This is a genomic window from Klebsiella oxytoca NBRC 105695 (assembly GCF_001598695.1).
Lineage (GTDB): Bacteria > Pseudomonadota > Gammaproteobacteria > Enterobacterales > Enterobacteriaceae > Klebsiella > Klebsiella oxytoca.
The window spans coordinates 332003-350581 of the sequence record NZ_BCZK01000004.1; the positions used below are offsets into that span (position 1 = coordinate 332003).

The 18579-nt window shown below is 57.3% G+C and carries 20 protein-coding genes; 4 read left to right on the forward strand and 16 right to left on the reverse strand.

What is annotated here, in order from left to right:
- Nucleotides 1-7 precede the first annotated feature (7 nt).
- Both KO1_RS09570 and sseA read left to right on the forward strand, forming a co-directional pair.
- The gene (locus tag KO1_RS09570) at nt 8-1192 is read left to right on the forward strand and encodes a M20 family metallopeptidase (RefSeq protein WP_004104498.1); all 1185 of its coding nucleotides are present in this window, start codon (nt 8-10) and stop codon (nt 1190-1192) included.
- A 123-nt stretch (nt 1193-1315) separates the two neighbouring features.
- Nucleotides 1316-2161, forward strand: a complete 846-nt coding sequence (gene sseA / locus KO1_RS09575) for a 3-mercaptopyruvate sulfurtransferase (protein ID WP_064406910.1) — start codon at nt 1316-1318, stop codon at nt 2159-2161.
- Between the two features lie 39 nt (nt 2162-2200).
- Here the strand turns inward: sseA and sseB are convergent, their stop codons facing one another.
- From sseB to trmJ, 11 genes are all read right to left on the reverse strand, one after another.
- The gene (gene sseB / locus KO1_RS09580) at nt 2201-2977 is read right to left on the reverse strand and encodes an enhanced serine sensitivity protein SseB (protein WP_004104500.1); all 777 of its coding nucleotides are present in this window, start codon (nt 2975-2977) and stop codon (nt 2201-2203) included.
- Between the two features lie 104 nt (nt 2978-3081).
- Complete coding sequence (gene pepB / locus KO1_RS09585; protein WP_004104501.1) at nt 3082-4368, reverse strand: aminopeptidase PepB; 1287 nt, start codon at nt 4366-4368, stop codon at nt 3082-3084.
- 107 nt (nt 4369-4475) lie between these two features.
- Nucleotides 4476-4676, reverse strand: a complete 201-nt coding sequence (gene iscX, locus KO1_RS09590) for a Fe-S cluster assembly protein IscX (RefSeq protein WP_004104502.1) — start codon at nt 4674-4676, stop codon at nt 4476-4478.
- A 1-nt stretch (nt 4677) separates the two neighbouring features.
- Nucleotides 4678-5013, reverse strand: coding sequence for an ISC system 2Fe-2S type ferredoxin (fdx, locus tag KO1_RS09595; RefSeq protein ID WP_004104503.1), 336 nt, complete (start codon nt 5011-5013; stop codon nt 4678-4680).
- Nucleotide 5014: 1 nt separating this feature from the next.
- Nucleotides 5015-6865 carry a Fe-S protein assembly chaperone HscA gene (gene hscA / locus KO1_RS09600; protein WP_004104504.1) on the reverse strand — a complete coding sequence of 617 codons (1851 nt, stop codon included), beginning with the start codon at nt 6863-6865 and terminating at the stop codon, nt 5015-5017.
- Between the two features lie 15 nt (nt 6866-6880).
- Nucleotides 6881-7396 carry a co-chaperone HscB gene (hscB, locus tag KO1_RS09605; RefSeq protein ID WP_004104505.1) on the reverse strand — a complete coding sequence of 172 codons (516 nt, stop codon included), beginning with the start codon at nt 7394-7396 and terminating at the stop codon, nt 6881-6883.
- Between the two features lie 75 nt (nt 7397-7471).
- The gene (iscA, locus tag KO1_RS09610) at nt 7472-7795 is read right to left on the reverse strand and encodes an iron-sulfur cluster assembly protein IscA (RefSeq protein ID WP_004104506.1); all 324 of its coding nucleotides are present in this window, start codon (nt 7793-7795) and stop codon (nt 7472-7474) included.
- A 19-nt stretch (nt 7796-7814) separates the two neighbouring features.
- Nucleotides 7815-8201 (reverse strand): Fe-S cluster assembly scaffold IscU, encoded by a 387-nt coding sequence (gene iscU / locus KO1_RS09615; protein WP_002913991.1) that lies wholly within the window; start codon nt 8199-8201, stop codon nt 7815-7817.
- Nucleotides 8202-8227: 26 nt separating this feature from the next.
- Nucleotides 8228-9442, reverse strand: coding sequence for a cysteine desulfurase (iscS, locus tag KO1_RS09620; RefSeq protein WP_004134936.1), 1215 nt, complete (start codon nt 9440-9442; stop codon nt 8228-8230).
- A 175-nt stretch (nt 9443-9617) separates the two neighbouring features.
- Complete coding sequence (iscR, locus tag KO1_RS09625) at nt 9618-10109, reverse strand: Fe-S cluster assembly transcriptional regulator IscR (protein ID WP_004104510.1); 492 nt, start codon at nt 10107-10109, stop codon at nt 9618-9620.
- Between the two features lie 251 nt (nt 10110-10360).
- On the reverse strand, nt 10361-11098 hold the full coding sequence (gene trmJ / locus KO1_RS09630) for a tRNA (cytosine(32)/uridine(32)-2'-O)-methyltransferase TrmJ (protein ID WP_004104512.1): 738 nt from the start codon (nt 11096-11098) through the stop codon (nt 10361-10363).
- 120 nt (nt 11099-11218) lie between these two features.
- Here trmJ and suhB point away from each other — a divergent pair, with 120 nt between their 5' ends.
- Entirely contained in the window at nt 11219-12022 is an 804-nt protein-coding gene (suhB, locus tag KO1_RS09635) for an inositol-1-monophosphatase (protein ID WP_004104514.1), read from the forward strand.
- Nucleotides 12023-12076: 54 nt separating this feature from the next.
- Here the strand turns inward: suhB and KO1_RS09640 are convergent, their stop codons facing one another.
- Both KO1_RS09640 and KO1_RS09645 read right to left on the reverse strand, forming a co-directional pair.
- Complete coding sequence (locus KO1_RS09640; RefSeq protein ID WP_004104516.1) at nt 12077-13057, reverse strand: nickel/cobalt transporter; 981 nt, start codon at nt 13055-13057, stop codon at nt 12077-12079.
- Complete coding sequence (locus KO1_RS09645; protein WP_004114434.1) at nt 13048-13686, reverse strand: DUF1007 family protein; 639 nt, start codon at nt 13684-13686, stop codon at nt 13048-13050. The genes KO1_RS09640 and KO1_RS09645 overlap by 10 nt, the downstream gene beginning before the upstream one ends.
- Nucleotides 13687-13810: 124 nt before the next feature.
- Here KO1_RS09645 and csiE point away from each other — a divergent pair, with 124 nt between their 5' ends.
- A complete protein-coding gene (csiE, locus tag KO1_RS09650) occupies nt 13811-15088 on the forward strand; it encodes a stationary phase inducible protein CsiE (protein WP_004104520.1) in 1278 nt (425 codons plus the stop codon).
- Here the strand turns inward: csiE and KO1_RS09655 are convergent.
- The 3 genes from KO1_RS09655 to KO1_RS09665 all read right to left on the reverse strand — a co-directional run bounded on the left by KO1_RS09655 (nt 15085) and on the right by KO1_RS09665 (nt 18568).
- On the reverse strand, nt 15085-16218 hold the full coding sequence (locus KO1_RS09655) for a 3-phenylpropionate MFS transporter (protein ID WP_004104522.1): 1134 nt from the start codon (nt 16216-16218) through the stop codon (nt 15085-15087). The two genes, csiE and KO1_RS09655, sit on opposite strands and share 4 nt — an antisense overlap.
- Nucleotides 16219-16295: 77 nt before the next feature.
- A complete protein-coding gene (locus KO1_RS09660; RefSeq protein WP_017145539.1) occupies nt 16296-17132 on the reverse strand; it encodes an aldose 1-epimerase in 837 nt (278 codons plus the stop codon).
- Nucleotides 17132-18568, reverse strand: a complete 1437-nt coding sequence (locus KO1_RS09665; RefSeq protein ID WP_017145538.1) for a sugar porter family MFS transporter — start codon at nt 18566-18568, stop codon at nt 17132-17134. Before KO1_RS09665 ends, KO1_RS09660 begins: the two co-directional genes overlap by 1 nt.
- Nucleotides 18569-18579 lie beyond the last annotated feature (11 nt).

Consider the following 18579-nt stretch of genomic DNA (forward strand, 5'->3'; position numbering starts at 1 on the left):
GCCATTGATGATTAACCCTGATATCACCGCGATTATCGCCAGACAAGAACAGGCGATGATCGCTTTTCGCCGCGACCTGCACGCCCATCCGGAACTTCCCTGGGAGGAGAAGCGCACGACGGATCGCGTCGCCGCCGAACTGGAGGCTATCGGTATCCCTTACCGCCGCACTCATCCCACCGGAATCATCGCCGACATCATCGGCGGCAAGCCGGGTAAAACCGTAGCTCTGCGCGCCGATATGGATGCGCTGCCGGTACGGGAGCTGAACGATCCGCTCGACTATAAATCACAAACGCCCGGGAAAATGCACGCCTGCGGCCACGACGCCCATACCGCCATGCTGCTGACCGCCGCCCATGCATTATATGATGTTCGCGAACAGCTGACGGGCAACGTACGGCTCATCTTTCAGCCTGCGGAAGAGATTGCCGAAGGGGCAAAGGCGATGATACAGCAGGGGGCGATTGATAACGTGGATAACGTTTTCGGAATGCATATCTGGTCGGGCACGCCGTCCGGAAAAATCTCCTGTAACGTCGGTTCATCCTTTGCCTCAGCCGATTTACTGAAAGTGACCTTCCGCGGCCGCGGCGGCCATGGTTCGATGCCGGAGGCCTGCGTCGATGCGGCGGTCGTCGCTTCCGCTTTCGTGATGAATCTACAGGCTATTGTGGCGCGAGAAACTTCCCCGCTGGAATCTGCGGTAGTGACTATCGGCAAAATGGATGTCGGCACGCGCTTTAACGTCATCGCCGAAAACGCCGTTCTTGACGGTACCGTACGCTGCTTTAGTCTTGAAGCGCGCCAGCGGCTGGAAACGGCGATTAGCCGCTATGCCGAGCATACTGCCGCAGTGTATGGGGCGACCGCTCAGGTTGACTACTGCTACGGTACGCTACCGGTGATCAACGAAGAGCGCAGCGCGCTGCTGGCGCAGTCGGTTATCCGCGACGCATTCGGCGATAGCGTCCTTTTCAACGAAAAGCCGACTACCGGCGGAGAAGATTTCAGTTTTTATATGGAAAATATCCCCGGCGCCTTTGCGCTGCTTGGCTCAGGAAATAAAGAGAAAGGCAGCGACTACGCGCACCATCACGGCTGCTTTAATATTGACGAGCAGGTGATGAAAAGCGGCGCTGAACTCTACGCGCAGTACGCCTGGCGCTATCTGCAGCAAAACGCGTTTTAAGCCCCCCTCCCCCGACGCAGCTCGGGGGAGCATCACATTCCCACCGCCTCTTCTTGAAAATGCCTTGTCGATATCGCAAAAAACAACAACAATCACTCTATTGTTGATGACACGGAGGCACTCATGTCTACCTCGTTTTTTGTCGCTGCCGACTGGCTGGCAGAGCATATTGATGACCCGGAAATCCAGATTATCGACGCGCGGATGGCGCCGCCGGGACAGGAAGAGCGCGATCTTAACGCTGAGTATCAGGCCGGTCATATTCCCGGCGCCGTCTTTTTTGATATCGAGGCCCTCTCCGATCACACCAGCCCGCTGCCGCACATGATGCCGCGCGCGGAGGCGTTTGCCGTCGCCATGCGCGAACTAGGCGTCAGCAGCGATAAGCACCTGGTGGTATACGATGAAGGTAATCTCTTCTCTGCGCCGCGCGCCTGGTGGATGCTGCGCACGTTCGGCGTTGAAAAGGTGTCGATTGTTGCGGGTGGGCTGGAAGGCTGGCGCCGCGATGGGCTACCGCTGGAGCAAGTCCTTCCCGAACTGCCGGAAGGGGATTTTGACGGACGCGTCGATCCGCTGGCGATCAAGCGGCTGACCGATGTGCTGCTGGTCAGCCATGAAGGATCGGCGCAGATCGTCGATGCGCGTCCGGCAGGACGCTTTAATGGCCAGGTGGCAGAGCCGCGACCGGGCCTGCGCTGCGGGCATATTCCCGGCGCGCTAAACGTGCCGTGGACTGAACTGGTGATTAACGGCGAACTTAAAACCACTGATGAACTCAACGAGATTTTTGCGCGCCAGGGCGTCGATTTTGAACGGCCGATTATTGCCAGCTGCGGCTCCGGCGTAACGGCGGCGGTCGTCGTGCTGGCGCTCACTACTCTCGGCGTTAACGGCGTTAGCCTGTACGACGGCTCATGGAGCGAATGGGGCGCGCGGACGGATTTACCGATTGAGCCGGCCCAATAGGCAGTAGATAGCACAACGGGGGCCCGGGCCCCCGTTGTGTTAAATAATACGATTTTGCTTAAAGTCGCGCAGGAAGCTGCCCCAGCGCTTTTCATAAAATGGCGTAATGTGGGCGATCATAAAGTGGCTAATTCCCTTTTCACCCTCCACCACCTGACAGATGTCAATCGGCTCATCGCCGGGAAGCGTATCGGTCGCCACGCTGCCGGTCGCCTGAATAACCTCCTCAATATCGCCTTCCGCTTCAATGCCAATCAGCAGGTTGGCTGGCGCATCGGCGCTGTCTTTGATAGAGCATAAAAACGCGCGCTTCACCGTTTTCAGCGTCTTAAACAGCGTGGTCAGCGAGTCCACCATCTGCGCGGGCGGCTCGGCAACCTCAGACAGCAGCAGCGACTCTCCGCCTTCCAGCACGGTCTGGGTGCTGAGCGGGCTGCCCTCTTCGCCCAGCAGATGGCTGATCTCACGCGGCGCAAACTCTTTGCCGGTGGCGAGTTTGGCATTGAGATAGAGCGTCTCGCCGAGGGTCATGGCAAATAGCGTGCGCACCGGCATCACCACGAAAGACTGTTCGTCCTCAACGGCCTGCTGCAGCGCCGCCAGCGAGGTGAAGAAAGGAATGACCGATGTACCATCATCTTTTTCCCAGTGCTGCAGATCCAGTACGCTGTCTTCAACGACCTGCTCGCCCTGCGCGGCGGCTCCCGGTACCCAAACGGTGGCTTCCAGCAAACTGCGGAAAAAAGCCGGACGATGGCCTGGTTCTATAGCCGCCTTCTCCAGCAGGATTTCTAGCTCATTTTTAGTTTCGGACATAGTAGTTCCACAACGATGATCCCTCCGCCCCGACGCTCTCCTCAGCGGGAGAAAACCGAACGTTGTCTCATCCTCAGGGAGAGAGTCAGGGTGAGGGGAAAGAGTTATTCCGCGGTCAACAGATTCGCAATAGTGCGCACGCCGAGGCCGGTCGCGCCCGCCGACCACTGCTCAACCGCAGATTTGCGGTAGGTCGCCGAGCAGTCGATGTGCAGCCAGCCTTCATGGTAATTCTCCACGAAGTGGGACAGGAAGCCCGCCGCGGTGCTGGCGCCGGCCGGATAGGCCGCGCTGCCGGTATTGTTCAGTTCAGCAAAGTTGGACGGCAGCTGGCCGCGGTGGAACTCAGCCAGCGGCAGACGCCAGAAAGCTTCGTTTTCAGCCTGCGCGCTCGCCAGCAGGCGATTCGCCAGCCTGTCGTCAAAGCTGAACAGGGCGTGATAGTCATTGCCCAGCGCGGTTTTCGCCGCGCCGGTCAGCGTGGCGGCATCGATGATCAGCTCCGGCTTTTGCGCCGAAGCATCGATCAAGCCGTCCGCCAGCACCAGACGACCTTCCGCATCGGTGTTCATGATTTCCACGGTTTTGCCGTTGCGATAGTGAATAATATCGCCCAGTTTGAAGGCGTTACCGCTAATCAGGTTATCGGCACAGCACAGATACAGCTTCACGCGCTTGTTCAGGCCGCGAGTAATGGCGAACGCCAGCGCGCCGGTTACCGTCGCCGCGCCGCCCATATCGGACTTCATTGAGTCCATAAATGCGCTCTGCTTGATGCTGTATCCGCCTGAGTCAAAGGTAATGCCTTTGCCGACCAGACAGGCGTATACCGGAGCTTCTTTGTCGCCAGTCGGGTTATAGTCCAGCGCCAGCAGGACCGGCGGACGCTCGGATCCGCGGCCGACGGTGTGGAGGCCCAGGTAGTTCTGCTCGCGCAGATCTTCGCCCTTAGTGATGCGATAAGAGACGTTATCGCAGGCCACGCTGCACAGCAGGTCTACCGCACGCTGCGCCAGCTGTTCCGGCCCCAGCTCTTCCGCCGGGGCGTTGATGGTGTCGCGCACCCAGTCAATAATGGTCAGGCGGTTATCCAGTTCGCTTTTCTGCGCATCGTCAAGAGCTGGCCACTCAACTTTGCGACTGCCTTTCGGGCCTTTATAACCCGCCCAGAACGCCCATGCGCGGTCGGTATCCCAGCCCTCGCCGTCAAGCGCGACATGTTTAATACCCATGCCGTCAATTTTACGCGCCGCGCGCTGAATCAAACCCAGGTCGTCTTTGCCGTTCAGGTGCAGGGCGATGCCGTCGTTATTCATGCTGTAAGACGCTTTTTCTCCCCAGCGCGCATCGGCTGGCTGAGCGGTAAGCGTAATTTTCATAGCTTCGGTCATTATCATTATCCTTCTTAGCAAACGGGCCGCCGTATGGCAGCCCGTAAAGTTCTTTCGCTCGTTGATTCACTCGGCTTAAAACCACCGGGTAAATCATGACGCGAAAATTATTCGGCTTCGTCTAACCAGACTAGCAGAATCGCCTCAAGAATTTTTTCATTGGATGCGTTTGGATCGTCATCAAACTCTTCCAGGTCGCAAATCCACTGATGCAGATCGGTGAAGCGAACGGTTTTCGGGTCGAGATCCGGGAAAGCGTCGTACAGCGCTTCGCCGATTTCACGACTATCGGTCCATTTCAGTCCCATATTAATGCTCGCGTGCGTGGTTGATGGTGTAACGCGGAATTTCGATGACCAAATCTTCGTCAGTCACCCGCGCCTGGCAGCTCAGACGGCTGTCGGGTTCAAGCCCCCAGGCCTTATCCAGCATGTCGTCTTCATCTTCGGTACTTTCAGCCAGCGAGTCAAAGCCTTCGCGCACGATGCAGTGGCAGGTGGTGCAGGCACAGGATTTTTCGCAGGCGTGTTCAATCTCAATGCCGCTACGCAGAGCAGCATCAAGAATGGTCTCACCGGTCTCAGCTTCCACAACTACGCCATCCGGACACAGGTCCTGGTGGGGCAGAAAAACAATTTTTGGCATTTTAAACCTCGTCCACGGATTGGCCTTTCAGCGCGATACGGACCGATTGATCCATACGACGTGCGGCAAATTCCTGGGTTTGTGTGTCGATATTTTTAATCGCTTCTTTGATTGCATCGGCATCATCGCCTGCCGCTGCGGCGCGTACTTGCTCCGCGGCGTCATCGATAGCCTGACGCTCTGCGGCGCTTAACAGCGCGGCGTCGGAGGCCAGCGCGCTGACCAGACTTTCCAGCACGCGTGCGGCTTCAACTTTTTGCTCGGCCAGCATACGCGCCTGGACGTCCTGTTCGGCGTAGCTCATCGAATCTTTAATCATGCTGGCGATCTCGCCGTCGGTCAGACCGTAGGACGGCTTCACCTGAATTGAGGCCTCGACGCCGGTCGATTTCTCCATCGCCGTCACGCTCAGCAGACCGTCGGCATCCACCTGGAAGGTCACGCGAATATGCGCTCCGCCCGCCGGTAATGCCGGAATGCCGCGCAGCGCAAAGCGCGCCAGGGAACGGCAGTCCTGCACCAGCTCGCGCTCGCCCTGCATAACATGGATAGACATCGCCGTCTGGCCATCTTTGAAGGTGGTGAACTCCTGCGCGCGCGCGACAGGTATGGTGGTGTTACGCGGAATAACCTTTTCCACCAGGCCACCCATGGTTTCCAGCCCCAGGGAGAGTGGGATGACATCAAGCAGCAGCAGTTCGCTGTCCGGCTTATTGCCTACCAGAATGTCCGCCTGAATCGCCGCGCCGATGGCGACGACTTTATCCGGATCGATAGAGGTCAGCGGCGTACGGCCAAAGAACTCGCCGACGCGTTCACGCACCAGCGGCACGCGGGTCGAGCCGCCCACCATCACCACTTCCAGAACCTCTTGCGCCTCAACGCCTGCATCTTTCAACGCGCGACGGCAGGCCAATAATGTACGTTTTACCAGCGGCGCGATCAGCTCATTAAACTGGCTGCGGGTCACTTCACCCTGCCAGCCACCGACATTCACCCGCGCCGTATCGGCATCGCTGAGGGCGATTTTTGCCGCGATGGCCGCGTCGAGCAGCTCACGCTGCAGGCGGTTATCGCTGCGATCGTTCAGGCCAGCCTGCTCGCGCAGATAATCGGCCAACAGATGATCGAAATCGTCACCGCCGAGCGCGGAATCGCCGCCGGTCGCCAGGACTTCAAATACGCCGCGACTCAAGCGCAGCACGGAGATATCAAAAGTGCCGCCGCCGAGATCGTAAACCGCGATAGTTCCTTCCTGACCGGAGTCCAGACCGTAGGCAATCGCCGCCGCAGTGGGTTCGTTCAGAAGACGCAGGACGTGCAGGCCCGCCAGACGCGCGGCATCTTTGGTACCCTGACGCTGGGCATCATCGAAGTAGGCCGGCACGGTGATCACTACGCCGTCAAGCTCGCCCGCCAGCGCCTCGGTGGCGCGTGCGGCCAGCGCCTTCAGAATATCGGCAGAAACGCGAACCGGATTGAGCAGTCCGCCCGTTGTCTGAATCATCGGCAGGCCGTTTTCGCTGGCCTGCAGGTGATAAGGCAGATGCGGGTAGCGGGCCTCGATATCGGCCAAAGAGCGCCCCATCATGCGTTTGACGGAGCTAATGGTGTTGACCGGATCCTGAGCGGCGTTTTGTCGCGCGTCGTAGCCCACCGTCAAACCCGAAGCCTGATAGTTCACCACCGATGGCAGCAAATAGCGCCCCTGATGGTCGGGCAGGGTTTCGGCCTGGCCGCTACGCACGGTAGCAACCAGTGAATTGGTGGTGCCCAGGTCGATACCCGCCGCCAGACGTCGCTGGTGCGGCGCGGCGCTCAGGCCAGGCTCACTAATTTGTAATAAGGCCATAATTGCTTCCGAAAATTAAAAATCGAGCAGTTTTTCTTCGAGTTGTTCCGCACTGCTTCGCAGTTTATCGAGAAAACGCAGCTTGCGCACGGTATCCGCCGCCGCCTCCCACGTCTCGTTATTCAGTTGTTCAACCATCAGCTGATGCCGGGTATCAAATTGCGCTTTGACCCGCTTGATAAAACTTTCCAGCCGCGCTTCATCTTTCGCCTTGCCTATCTCATCAAGCTCTTCGCGCAGTTCCAGCTGTTCCATCAGGAACGCGGTATCGCGCACGGTATGCTGCTCGCTGGCGAGATCGAATCCGTGAAGCGAAAGGAGATATTCGGCGCGGGTCAGCGGGTGGCGAAGGGTTTGCCACGCCTGATTGATGGTGGCGGACTGCTGCACCGCGGCAAGCTGTTCGGCCGCGCTGCCGCTGGCGAACTTGTCCGGATGATACTGGCGCTGTAGCTCCTGGTACCGGGCAGCCAGAGGTTCTAACGAAAGGGTATAGCTGGCCGGTAACCCGAAGAGGGTAAAATAGTCCATAACAACCTCAGGGTTAACGAGATAAAGCAAACCCCACTTACGGATGTCCGCAGTGGGGTTAAGATGACATTGCAATTACACGTTAAAGCTTTCGCCGCAGCCGCACTCGTCTTTCACGTTCGGGTTGGTGAACTTAAACCCTTCGTTAAGACCTTCTTTGACGAAGTCCAGCTGCGTGCCGTCGAGGAACTGCAAGCTTTTGCCGTCGATCACGACCTTCACGCCTTTGTCTTCAAACACGGTGTCTTCTGCCGCCGGCTCGTCAACAAACTCCAGTACATAAGCCATACCCGAGCAGCCGGAAGTTCTGACTCCCAGGCGCAGACCAAACCCTTTACCGCGGTTGGCCAGAAAGGTGTTGACTCGCGCTGCTGCACTGTCGCTTAAAGTAATCGACATAACAAACCTCAACTCTTAATTATTTTGCTTCACGTTTGCTTTTGTAATCCGCAATCGCGGCTTTAATCGCGTCTTCCGCCAGAATAGAGCAGTGAATTTTCACCGGCGGCAGTTCGAGCTCGTCGGCGATATCGGTGTTTTTAATCGCCTGAGCTTCGTCCAGCGACTTCCCTTTCACCCATTCGGTCACCAGGGAGCTGGAGGCAATAGCGGAACCGCAGCCGTAGGTCTTGAAACGCGCGTCTTCAATGATACCTTCATTGTTGACTTTAATCTGCAACTTCATCACGTCGCCGCACGCCGGTGCGCCAACCATACCGCTGCCGACGTTTTCGTCGCTATTGTCGAAAGAGCCGACGTTGCGCGGATTCTCGTAATGATCGATAACTTTTTCGCTGTAAGCCATGATGAATTCTCCTTATTGGTGCCGAATTAGTGATGTGACCATTCAATGCTGTTCAAATCCACGCCCTGCTTGAACATTTCCCACAGCGGAGAGAGTTCGCGCAGACGGCCGATGGAGTTACGGACCAGATTGATGGTGTAGTCAATCTCTTCTTCGGTAGTAAAACGACCTAAAGAGAAACGAATAGAGCTATGCGCCAGCTCGTCGGTCATCCCCAGCGCACGCAGCACGTAGGACGGCTCGAGGCTTGCGGAAGTACAGGCTGAACCGGAGGAGACCGCCAGGTCTTTCAGCGCCATAATCAGCGACTCGCCTTCAACGTAGTTAAAGCTGACGTTGAGAATGTTCGGCGCGCCCTGCTCGAGATCGCCGTTCAGGTAGACCTCTTCCATATCTTTTACGCCGTCCCACAGACGGTTACGCAGGCCGCGCAGGCGGGCCATTTCGCTTTCCATCTCTTCTTTCGCGATACGGTAAGCTTCACCCATACCGACGATCTGGTGGACTGGCAGCGTCCCGGAACGCATACCGCGCTCGTGACCACCGCCGTGCATCTGCGCTTCGATACGGATACGCGGCTTACGACGCACGTACAGCGCGCCGATGCCTTTCGGGCCGTAGATTTTGTGGCCGGAGAAGGACATCAGGTCCACTTTCAGCTGGCTCAGATCGATAGGCAGCTTGCCCACGCTCTGGGTCGCGTCAACGTGGTAAATGATACCGCGGGCGCGGCACATCTCGCCGATGGTAGCGATATCCTGCACCACGCCGATTTCGTTATTCACGTGCATAATGGAAACCAGGATGGTGTCATCACGCATCGCGGCTTCCAGCTCTTTTAAATCGATAATGCCGTTACGCTGCGGGGCGAGGTAGGTCACTTCAAACCCTTCGCGCTCCAGCTGACGGCAGGTATCCAGCACGGCTTTGTGTTCGGTTTTGCTGGTGATGATGTGCTTGCCTTTTTTCTGATAAAAGTTGGCTGCACCTTTAATCGCCAGGTTATCGGACTCCGTCGCGCCGGAGGTAAAAACGATTTCGCGCGGGTCAGCGCCGACCAGCTCGGCAATCTGATTACGGGCGATATCTACCGCCTCTTCAGCCTGCCAGCCAAAACGGTGTGAACGAGAGGCCGGGTTACCAAAGGTCCCGTCCAGGGTCAGGAACTGCATCATTTTCTCGGCAACACGCGGGTCCACCGGCGTGGTTGCGGAGTAATCGAGATAGATCGGTAATTTCATTGCTCTATAAACTCCGTACATCGCTTCAATGCAAGGAATCAGGCAACCGGCTGGATGTACGACCGAGTACACAGGATGTCGGAGCATCCCGGCCTGATTCGAAAATCTTTTTATCTTTTTTACTCAGTTCGTTTCAGCTTGCAGCACATCGCTGCAAGATGAAACTGAACGAGAACTACGCGCGCAGTTTGACGTCGATAGCGTCCTGAGCACGGGTATTACGCTGGGATTCATGGTTGTGCTGACGACCGGAGACATCGAGGATTTCCTGGTTATTCACCAGTTCGCCCAGCGTGATGTTATTCAGAAAACCGGTCAGTCGCTCGCTCAGATCGCGCCACAGCGCGTGAGTAAGGCACTTATCGCCGCCCTGGCAGCCGCCTTTACCCTGACAACGGGTGGCGTCAACGGATTCGTCTACTGCGCTGATAACTTCGCCAACCGCGATGCTACCCGCTTCTTTACCTAACAGATAACCGCCGCCTGGACCACGTACGCTGGAAACCAGACCATTTTTGCGCAGGCGAGAGAACAGCTGTTCCAGATAGGAAAGCGAAATTCCCTGACGCTCTGAAATATCAGCCAACGGAACCGGACCCGATTCAGAGTTGAGCGCAACGTCAAGCATCGCGGTCACGGCATAACGCCCTTTAGATGTCAGTCTCATGTCTTACTTAACCTCAAACTCGCCCCTGCCCGGGCTTTTTATTAATATGGGTATTGCATAGCAAGGGCAAGTCTGACATTCCCGAGTAAATTGGTCAACTATTTACTTGACTGTTTTAGTCAGGTATTTGGCTTTCCGTGCCGTTTCACTTCAGCGCGGCCTGACGCCCTCACTCCGCCCCTCTTCCACAGGGAGAGGGGAACCCGCAACGACCGTGCCAGCATCGCGCCGCCGGGCAACGGCGGGCACTATTATTCTTTATTTTTCTGCTGCTGCTCAATTGACGCCAGCATGCCGCGCAGGATGTTTAGCTCCTGGCTTTCCGGACGGGCGCGAGTAAACAAACGGCGCAGTTTGTTCATCACCTGACCCGGGTGGCTGGCGCGAATAAATCCGGTTGCCAGCAGCGTCTGCTCCAGATGACCGTAGAAACGCTCTAAATCATCCACCAGCGGATACGGGGTTTCCTCATGCTCAGCGACAGGTTCATTTTGTTCCTGCGCCGCCAGCCAGGCCATCCGGACTTCATAGGAGATAACCTGTACCGCCATCGCCAGGTTCAGCGAACTGTATTCCGGATTCGCGGCAATCGCCACGTGGTAGTGACACTTCTGCAGCTCTTCGTTAGTCAGGCCTACGCGTTCGCGGCCAAATACCAGCGCGATCGGCGCATGCTTCGCTTCCGCAACGCTTTTCAGACCGCATTCACGCGGATCGAGCATCGGCCACGGCAGCGTGCGGGAACGCGCGCTGGTTCCCACTACCAGGCTGCACCCCGCCAGGGCTTCATCGAGGGTATCAACGATGTTGGCATTGCCAATCACGTCGCTGGCTCCGGCCGCCAGAGCGATGGCCTGAGAATCAGGTTTAACCAGAGGATTAACCAGCCAGAGGTTGGTTAACCCCATGGTTTTCATTGCGCGGGCGACGGAGCCCATATTGCCGGTGTGTGAGGTTTCTACCAGTACGATTCGAATATTTTGCAGCATTATGGTTCTTCGGCTAAAGATTATTCGTGCATGCTATCATAAAACGGAGACATAAGCAGATTTCACTGTTACTATATGCGCCGTTTTTTCCCGTTCTTTAACATCCAGTGAGAGATACCGATGCATCCGATGCTGAACATCGCCGTGCGCGCAGCGCGCAAGGCGGGTAATTTAATTGCCAAGCACTACGAAACCCCTGACTCCGTAGAAACCAGCCAGAAAGGCAGCAATGATTTTGTGACCAACGTCGATAAAGCCGCAGAGGCGATGATTATCGAAACCATTCGCAAATCTTACCCGCAGCACACCATCATCACCGAAGAAAGCGGTGAGCACGCTGGTGAAGATCAGGATGTTCAATGGGTTATCGATCCACTGGATGGCACCACCAACTTTGTAAAACGTCTGCCCCACTTCGCCGTCTCCATTGCCGTACGCATTAAAGGCCGTACTGAAGTAGCCGTGGTTTACGATCCAATGCGTAACGAACTGTTTACCGCAACCCGCGGTCAGGGCGCGCAGCTGAACGGCTACCGCCTGCGCGGCAGCAGCGCTCGCGATCTCGATGGCACGATCATCGCCACCGGCTTCCCGTTCAAAGCAAAACAGCACGCGACCTCCTACATGAACATCCTCGGCAACATGTTTACCGAATGCGCGGACTTCCGCCGTACCGGTTCCGCCGCCCTGGATCTGGCCTACGTTGCTGCTGGCCGCGTTGACGGCTACTTTGAAATCGCGCTGAAACCGTGGGATTTCGCGGCCGGCGAGCTGATCGCCCGTGAAGCCGGCGCTATCGTCTGCGACTTTACCGGTGGCCATAACTACCTGCTGACCGGCAACATCGTTGCAGGCAACCCGCGCGTTGTGAAAGCGATGCTGGCCAATATGCGCGAGCAGCTGAGCGAAGCGCTGAAGCGTTAATTTCTCACCGCATGAAAAACAAAAAGGAAGCCGCGGCTTCCTTTTTTTATCGCTTCAAAACGGACGCAGGCCGCCGCCCGATGGCATCGCGCTGCTCCACATCACTATCGCCGCCGCCAGTAAGATGACGCCTCCGGCCAGCGCCAGCGTTGCCCAGCCAATCTGCTTCCACAGCGCCGGCGCCCGGCCGGCGCTCAGCCTGACCGCCAGCTGACGGAAGCCATGCACCAGCAGGGCCAGCGCGCTAATCGTTAACGAGGTACCTGCCGCCATCGCCATCGCGGCCGCCATGCCCCAGCTAAATACGCCGATAACCTTGCTGAATAACAGCACCATAATCGCTCCGGAGCAGGGCCGCATCCCCATTGACAGCACGATAGCCAGCCGCGCCCGCCAGTCGTCGCCGCTTTGCAGCTGTTCCGGCGCCGGCAGATGCTGATGCCCGCAGCCGCAGTTGGCGTGATGAACGTGATGCGCGGTGAAGGCGGTGAATGTCGGCCGGCGCAGCAGTACGCGCAGCTTTTTTAGCGCACGCCAGCACAGCAAAAGGCCCAGCGCGCCGACCAGCAGATAGCTTCCCTTTTCCAGCCAGAAGCTGCTCAGATGCAGCTGTCTTGCCGGCAGCCGCAGCAGCGTCAGCACCACGACGATTAAGGCGATGGCCACCAGCCCCTGCAGCAGCGAGGCGGCCAGGGTCAGACCGATGCTCGATTTCAGCTTCGATGGATGGGTTGCCAGCCAGGTGGTTATGACCACCTTGCCATGCCCCGGCCCCAGCGCATGCAGGACGCCGTAGGCGAAGCTAAATCCCAGCAGCGACAGCCCGGCAGCGGCAGGATTCTCCGCAACCGCCTGCAGAAGCCGACTCAGTTCGACATTCAGCGCGCGCTGCCAGACCGCGCTTTGCAGCAGCACCTGCGGCCAGGCCCGCCATAGCCAGAAGCCAGCTCCGGCTGCCAGCAGCAGAAACAGCGCCAGCGGCCACAGCTGACGCCAGCGCGGCGAACGGCCGTTTTGTGCAAAAATCACTGACATTGCAGCGTTACCTTTTGCGCGAAGTAATTCCCCAGTTCCATATCCTCCGGCGGCGCATCCGCTTTATCCAGCGACTGCGCGTAGGACAACATTTTTTCATTAGGTTTCGGCGTCATCACTTTTGCCGTGCAGCCCGCTGTCATTGCAGCCGGCAGAACAAAGTCTGCGTCCTGGTCATAATACATATCAACATAATAAGTTGGGTCGTAGGTGGAAAAGGTGAAGGTTTGCCCGGCCAGAGGCTGCGGCTTCGCCAGCGGCAGAGTAAAAGAGAGTACCGCCTGATGGCCGCTGCGCTCAAGGCCATAGCCATCGGGCCGATTATCAAACTTCACTCTCTCACCGTTATGCCACAGCTCGCTGAAATAGTGCTGGCCCAGTACGTTAGCCATCACTTCCGCCGCCAGCTTTTTCCAGATTTCGCTACCGGGTTTGGCGTTGCCCGCATCATAGAGCAGATCGGCGGAGGTGATTTCATCCATCGTCCAGCGCATTTTAAAGCCGGTAAGTTGCCCATTTTCCGCTACGGCCTCGGTTTGCAGACTAATGAAACTGTGCGGATGCGCCGCCGCAGATAGCGATAAAAACATGAAAAACGCTACGCTGACGCATTGTTTCACTCTCTTCATCTGTTCCTCGCGTGAAAAATTCTGTGAACCCCGCCAGCAATCCTGATGTAAAGACCCGGAAATGCCCTGTTCACCCGCAATACATTAACTACTCTTAACGAAAACCCTAACTGGAACTAACCGGATGATGACAGTGATTGAACCACCATCTGTGCTTTCCAGTCCACAGCGCCGTAGCCAGGTGCTCCTGATGTTTTATCTGCCCGGGCAGTCCGTGACGCCCGAATGGCTGGGTAACCTCACCCAGGTTGATGAGGATACCGCCCGGCAGGACATCGCGGAGACGGGACGCGAAATTCAGCGTTATCACCGCTTGACCCTGACTTCACAAGCGGACGGCAGCTATCGGATGGAAGGCGCCGCGCTCGATCAACGCTTATGCCTGCTGCACGGCCTGCGCCGCGGGCTGCGCCTGTGCCCGCATTTTGTCAGCCACCATTTTACCCCGGCTCTGAAAACGCAGCTTAAACAGCAAGGTATCGCACGCACGCTCTATGATGACACCAATCTTCAGGCATTGGTCAACCGCTGCTCGCGCGCCCTGAACCGGCAGTTTGACTGCCGCGACGTGCATTTTCTGCGTCTTTATTTACAGTATTGTTTGCTGCAGCACCACCTTGGGCAGAGTCCCTCTTTCACTCACGAGCAGCAGCGCTGGGCGCAGGCCGCCGCCGAATTTGCCCTCGCGGAGGAGATTGTCCGCCACTGGCAGCGGCGGGTTGCGGCAGCGCCCCACGCAGGAGAACAGCTGTTTTTGACCCTGCTGTTTATGCTGTTGAAAACTCCCGATCCTATTCGCGATGGTCATCAGCAGGATCGACGTCTGCATCTGGCTATATCTGGCCTGATTCACCGCTTTCAGAACCTGGCGGGTCGTCCGTTTAGCGATGAACAGGGGCTCAGCGATCAACTCTATATCCACCTCTCGCAGGCGTTACATCGCAGCGTTTTCGCTATCGGTATCGATAACGCGCTGCCGGAGGAAATTGGCCGTCTTTATCCCCGCCTGATGCGCACCACCCAGGCCGCACTGGAGGAGTTTGAAGCCAGCTGGCAAGTGCGGTTTAGCCAGGAGGAAGTCAGCCTGATCGCGGTGATTTTCGGCGCATGGCTGATGCAAAAAAGCGATCTGCAAGAGAAGCAGGTGGTGCTGCTTACCGATGATAATCCGGATCTTGAGCAGTCGCTGGAGCAGCAGCTGCGCGAGTTAACCCTGTTGCCGCTCAATATCAAGTATTTGAGCGTGAGCACCTTTCAGAAAGAGGGCGCCCCGAAGGAAGTGACGCTGATCGTCACTCCCTATACCACCGCGCTACCGCTGTTTTCACCGCCGCTGTTTCATGCTGAAGAGGCGTTCAGCGATCATCAGCAGCAGCAGATTTGCAAAATGCTGGAGGCCTAGGCTACCGCTTTTGGCCTCACCACCAGCGCCGGTAAGGCCACCAACGCCATTACCCAGAACACGCCCTGGTGCAGATGCTGGTAGAGGAAACCGGCAAATACCGTCATCACCGCAATGCTGCCGCCCATCGCGACGGCGGAGTAGACCGCCTGCAGGCGGATCACTTCGCTGCCCTGACGCGCTGCGATATAGCGCATCGCCGCCAGATGGCACACCGTAAAGGTGCCGCAGTGGAGGATCTGCGCGACGATAAGCCAGGGTAGCGCCGTCGTCCAGCCCATCAACGTCCAGCGAATCAGCCCGCACACCGCGGACAGCAGCAGTAGATCGCGGGCGCTAAAGCGACGGAAGACTTTTTTGCTCAGCGCGAAAATCACCACTTCCGCCACCACGCCAAGCGACCACAGATAGCCCACCGCGGAGGCCGAATACCCCGCCTCCTGCCAGTAGATAGCGCTAAATCCGTAGTAGGCGGCGTGCGCTCCCTGCAGCAAACAGACGCAGGCGAGGAAGCGCCAGCTTTGCCGCACCAGCGTAAGCCAGGCCGCCAGGCCGGCCGCTTCCTGCTGGCGGGACTCTCCCTGCGGCTGCACCGACGGTTTCAGCAGCATGCCGAGCAGCATTGAAGCAATACCGACGCTGAGCATCACCAGTATCATCCGGTAGTCATACAGGCTGACCAGCTTCCCGGTTAGCGCCGAACCAATGACGAAAGCTATCGATCCCCACAGACGCACGCGCCCGTAGTCCATGGTGATCTGCTTTTGCCAGGTATTCGCCAGCGCGTCGGTGAGCGGCACCAGCGGCGAGAAAAAGAGGTTAAAGCCGACGATAATCACCATTAGCCAGGCGACATGATGGCCGACCCAAAATGCGAGCGCAAAAAGCAGCGTCAGCAAAGCCAGAATGCGTAGAGAAGAGATCAGTCGGGACGGGTCGCTGACCCGCGGCGCAATCAGCAGGCTGCCAAGAAAACGCGACACCAGCCCGGCGCCGAGCAGCATACCGATGGTTTCCGGCGTCAGGCCAAGTCCGGAAAGCCAGACGCTCCAGAAAGGCAGGAAGATACCGTAGCTAAAGAAATAGGTGAAGTAACTAAGCGCCAGCCAGCGCGTGGAGTGTAAGACCATGATTCCCTCCCGAATGGAGGCGACAGTCTGGCGATAAAGCGGGGCGGGTGCAAGATGCCCTCGCCCCAAAAATGGCGCTACTCGCGCCCCTGAACGTCTATTTTTAGCGAAAAATTCAGCGTATCTCCGGTGCCCAAAACCCGCAGCCCCGGCTGGCCGTCCATGTTATGGGCGTTTACCGGGTGAGTTTGCGGCTCGAGGCAAAGGAACGGTTCACCCTGCATTCTAAAGAGCATCAACCACGAAGTTTGCGAAAGAATTGCGATATTCATCACATTACTTACTATCCTCGCTCGTCCACTCCAGCCGGAATAGCCGACGTTTAGCCAGCGATCCTCACCGTACTGCGGGTGACTGAAATCGGCATAGCCGGGAAGAGGGCTTTGCCAGTTCAGAGGAAGGTGCTGTTCCCCTTCCGGCCAGTAGCCACTGGCGGCAAACTGCACCGTGCTGCGCTTATCAAAGGAGAAAAAGGGATGAAAACCGCAGCCGTAGGGGATAGGCGTGCTACCGCAGTGGGTAAGCGTCAGCGACGCTATCAGTTGGTTACGCAGCAACTGATAGCGGATCTGCGCCAGGTAATCGAAACCGCAGACATGTTGCCGACGCAGCTGTAACACGCAAAAATCGCCGCCGCGCGCAATGATATCCCAGCACTGCAGCCAACCGTCGCCGTGGAGAAAAAAATGCGCGTCGGCGTGGTGACGTGGCAGGACTATCTCGCGGCCCTGAAAAATGAAGCGATTTCCGGCAACGCGATTGGCCATCGGCAGCATCGGAAACATGCCGCCAGCGGGATTTTCATATAGCACCGGCGCCTGATATTGCCGCGAGAATAAACTTTGCACTTTGCCGCCCAGAGAAGAGACGCACATCCGCAGATGCGCGTTCTCCATAATCCACTCTTCCGCCATTAGCGCGTCGGCTCCTGCTTCGCCGCATTAACGCCCGTATGGCGTTGCGCCAGCTGTTCTTCCAGGGCTTCGAGAGTGATCCCCTTTGTTTCCGGCACGTTGCGCAGAATATAGAGATAGCCGGCAGCGCAAATGATGCCATACAGCAAGAAGCTGCCCGCCGCGCCCAGTCCGGCATTAAGCAGAGGGAAAGTGTAGGTTAACAAGAAACAGGCAATCCACAGCGCCAGGGTACCTAAAGACATGGCGAGTCCGCGAACGCGGTTGGGGAAGATTTCAGCCAGCAGTACCCAGGTGACCGGCGCCAGGGTCAAGGCGTAAATGGCAATAGCCGCCAGCACCAGCAGCAGTACCGGCCAGCCCATAATGCCCATGGCGTAAGCGCCGGCAATCAGCACATAGATCAGCGTCAAGCCTGAAGCGCCAAGCAGCATCAGTTTACGGCGGCCGATTTTATCCACCAGCGGCAGCGCGGCGAGGGTAAATACCAGGTTTACAACCCCCGTCGCGACGATCGATTTAAGCGTGCTGTTAATATCGAAGCCCGCTGAGGCAAAAATCTCCTGTGCGTAGTTAAAGATGACGTTGATTCCGCACCACTGCTGGAAAACGGCGAGAACCATGCCAATGATAACGATCGGTTTCACCTGCGGAGCCAGCAGTGCGCCATAGGATACTTTATGGTTATCTTTTTCCAGCGTGTGCGCAATGTCGCGTAATATTCTGTCGGCATAGTCGGCAGAACCAATACGTTCCAGCGCGGCTCGGGCACGCTCAGGCTTACCGGCTTTCATAAGCCAGCGCGGCGATTCGGGAACAAAAAACATCAGTACCAGAAACGCCAGCGCCGGAACCAGTTCTGCGCCGAACATCCAGCGCCAGCCCATCTGCCCGTTCCAGGTTTCTACAATCATTTGCTGCGTCGCCCCCGTCTCTACGGGTTCCGCAATCATCAGGTTAATAAGCTGAGCGGCCAGCACGCCAATCACGATAGTGAGCTGGTTGACCGCAACAAAGCGCCCTCTTTTTTCTGCCGGGCTGACTTCGGCGATGTAAAGCGGGCTGAGAGCGGATGCCAGACCAATCCCCACGCCGCCCACAATGCGGTAAACCACAAACATGTCGAAACTGCTGGCGACCGCCGTCCCCCACGCCGACGCGCTGAACAGCACGGCGGAAAGTATTAAGGGCAGCTTGCGCCCGAGTTTATCGGCGCACCATCCCGAGATTAATGCGCCGAAAACGCAGCCCACCAGCGCCGAACTCATAGCCCAGCCGGATTGTGCCGGGTCGGTAATGGAAAACCAGGCTTCATAAAATGGCTTAGCGCCGCCGATGACTACCCAGTCATAGCCAAACAGTAAACCACCGCAGGCGGCGACCAGACAGATAGTCCAGACGTAGCCCATTTTGAGATGTGTCTGCGCGTTATTCATAATGATTCCTC

Excerpts from the sequence above, each read along its gene's own strand:
- KO1_RS09660 (WP_017145539.1), bottom strand. The coding sequence starts at position 17,132 with ATGGCGGAAGAGTGGATTATGGAGAACGCGCATCTGCGGATGTGCGTC.
- pepB (WP_004104501.1), bottom strand. The coding sequence starts at position 4,368 with ATGACCGAAGCTATGAAAATTACGCTTACCGCTCAGCCAGCCGATGCG.
- iscU (WP_002913991.1), bottom strand. The coding sequence starts at position 8,201 with ATGGCTTACAGCGAAAAAGTTATCGATCATTACGAGAATCCGCGCAAC.
- iscS (WP_004134936.1), bottom strand. The coding sequence starts at position 9,442 with ATGAAATTACCGATCTATCTCGATTACTCCGCAACCACGCCGGTGGAC.
- csiE (WP_004104520.1), top strand. The coding sequence starts at position 13,811 with ATGATGACAGTGATTGAACCACCATCTGTGCTTTCCAGTCCACAGCGC.
- KO1_RS09645 (WP_004114434.1), bottom strand. The coding sequence starts at position 13,686 with ATGAAGAGAGTGAAACAATGCGTCAGCGTAGCGTTTTTCATGTTTTTA.
- fdx (WP_004104503.1), bottom strand. The coding sequence starts at position 5,013 with ATGCCAAAAATTGTTTTTCTGCCCCACCAGGACCTGTGTCCGGATGGC.
- hscB (WP_004104505.1), bottom strand. The coding sequence starts at position 7,396 with ATGGACTATTTTACCCTCTTCGGGTTACCGGCCAGCTATACCCTTTCG.
- KO1_RS09640 (WP_004104516.1), bottom strand. The coding sequence starts at position 13,057 with ATGTCAGTGATTTTTGCACAAAACGGCCGTTCGCCGCGCTGGCGTCAG.
- iscR (WP_004104510.1), bottom strand. The coding sequence starts at position 10,109 with ATGAGACTGACATCTAAAGGGCGTTATGCCGTGACCGCGATGCTTGAC.
- hscA (WP_004104504.1), bottom strand. The coding sequence starts at position 6,865 with ATGGCCTTATTACAAATTAGTGAGCCTGGCCTGAGCGCCGCGCCGCAC.
- iscX (WP_004104502.1), bottom strand. The coding sequence starts at position 4,676 with ATGGGACTGAAATGGACCGATAGTCGTGAAATCGGCGAAGCGCTGTAC.
- iscA (WP_004104506.1), bottom strand. The coding sequence starts at position 7,795 with ATGTCGATTACTTTAAGCGACAGTGCAGCAGCGCGAGTCAACACCTTT.
- sseA (WP_064406910.1), top strand. The coding sequence starts at position 1,316 with ATGTCTACCTCGTTTTTTGTCGCTGCCGACTGGCTGGCAGAGCATATT.
- sseB (WP_004104500.1), bottom strand. The coding sequence starts at position 2,977 with ATGTCCGAAACTAAAAATGAGCTAGAAATCCTGCTGGAGAAGGCGGCT.
- KO1_RS09655 (WP_004104522.1), bottom strand. The coding sequence starts at position 16,218 with ATGGTCTTACACTCCACGCGCTGGCTGGCGCTTAGTTACTTCACCTAT.
- trmJ (WP_004104512.1), bottom strand. The coding sequence starts at position 11,098 with ATGCTGCAAAATATTCGAATCGTACTGGTAGAAACCTCACACACCGGC.
- KO1_RS09665 (WP_017145538.1), bottom strand. The coding sequence starts at position 18,568 with ATGAATAACGCGCAGACACATCTCAAAATGGGCTACGTCTGGACTATC.
- KO1_RS09570 (WP_004104498.1), top strand. The coding sequence starts at position 8 with ATGATTAACCCTGATATCACCGCGATTATCGCCAGACAAGAACAGGCG.
- suhB (WP_004104514.1), top strand. The coding sequence starts at position 11,219 with ATGCATCCGATGCTGAACATCGCCGTGCGCGCAGCGCGCAAGGCGGGT.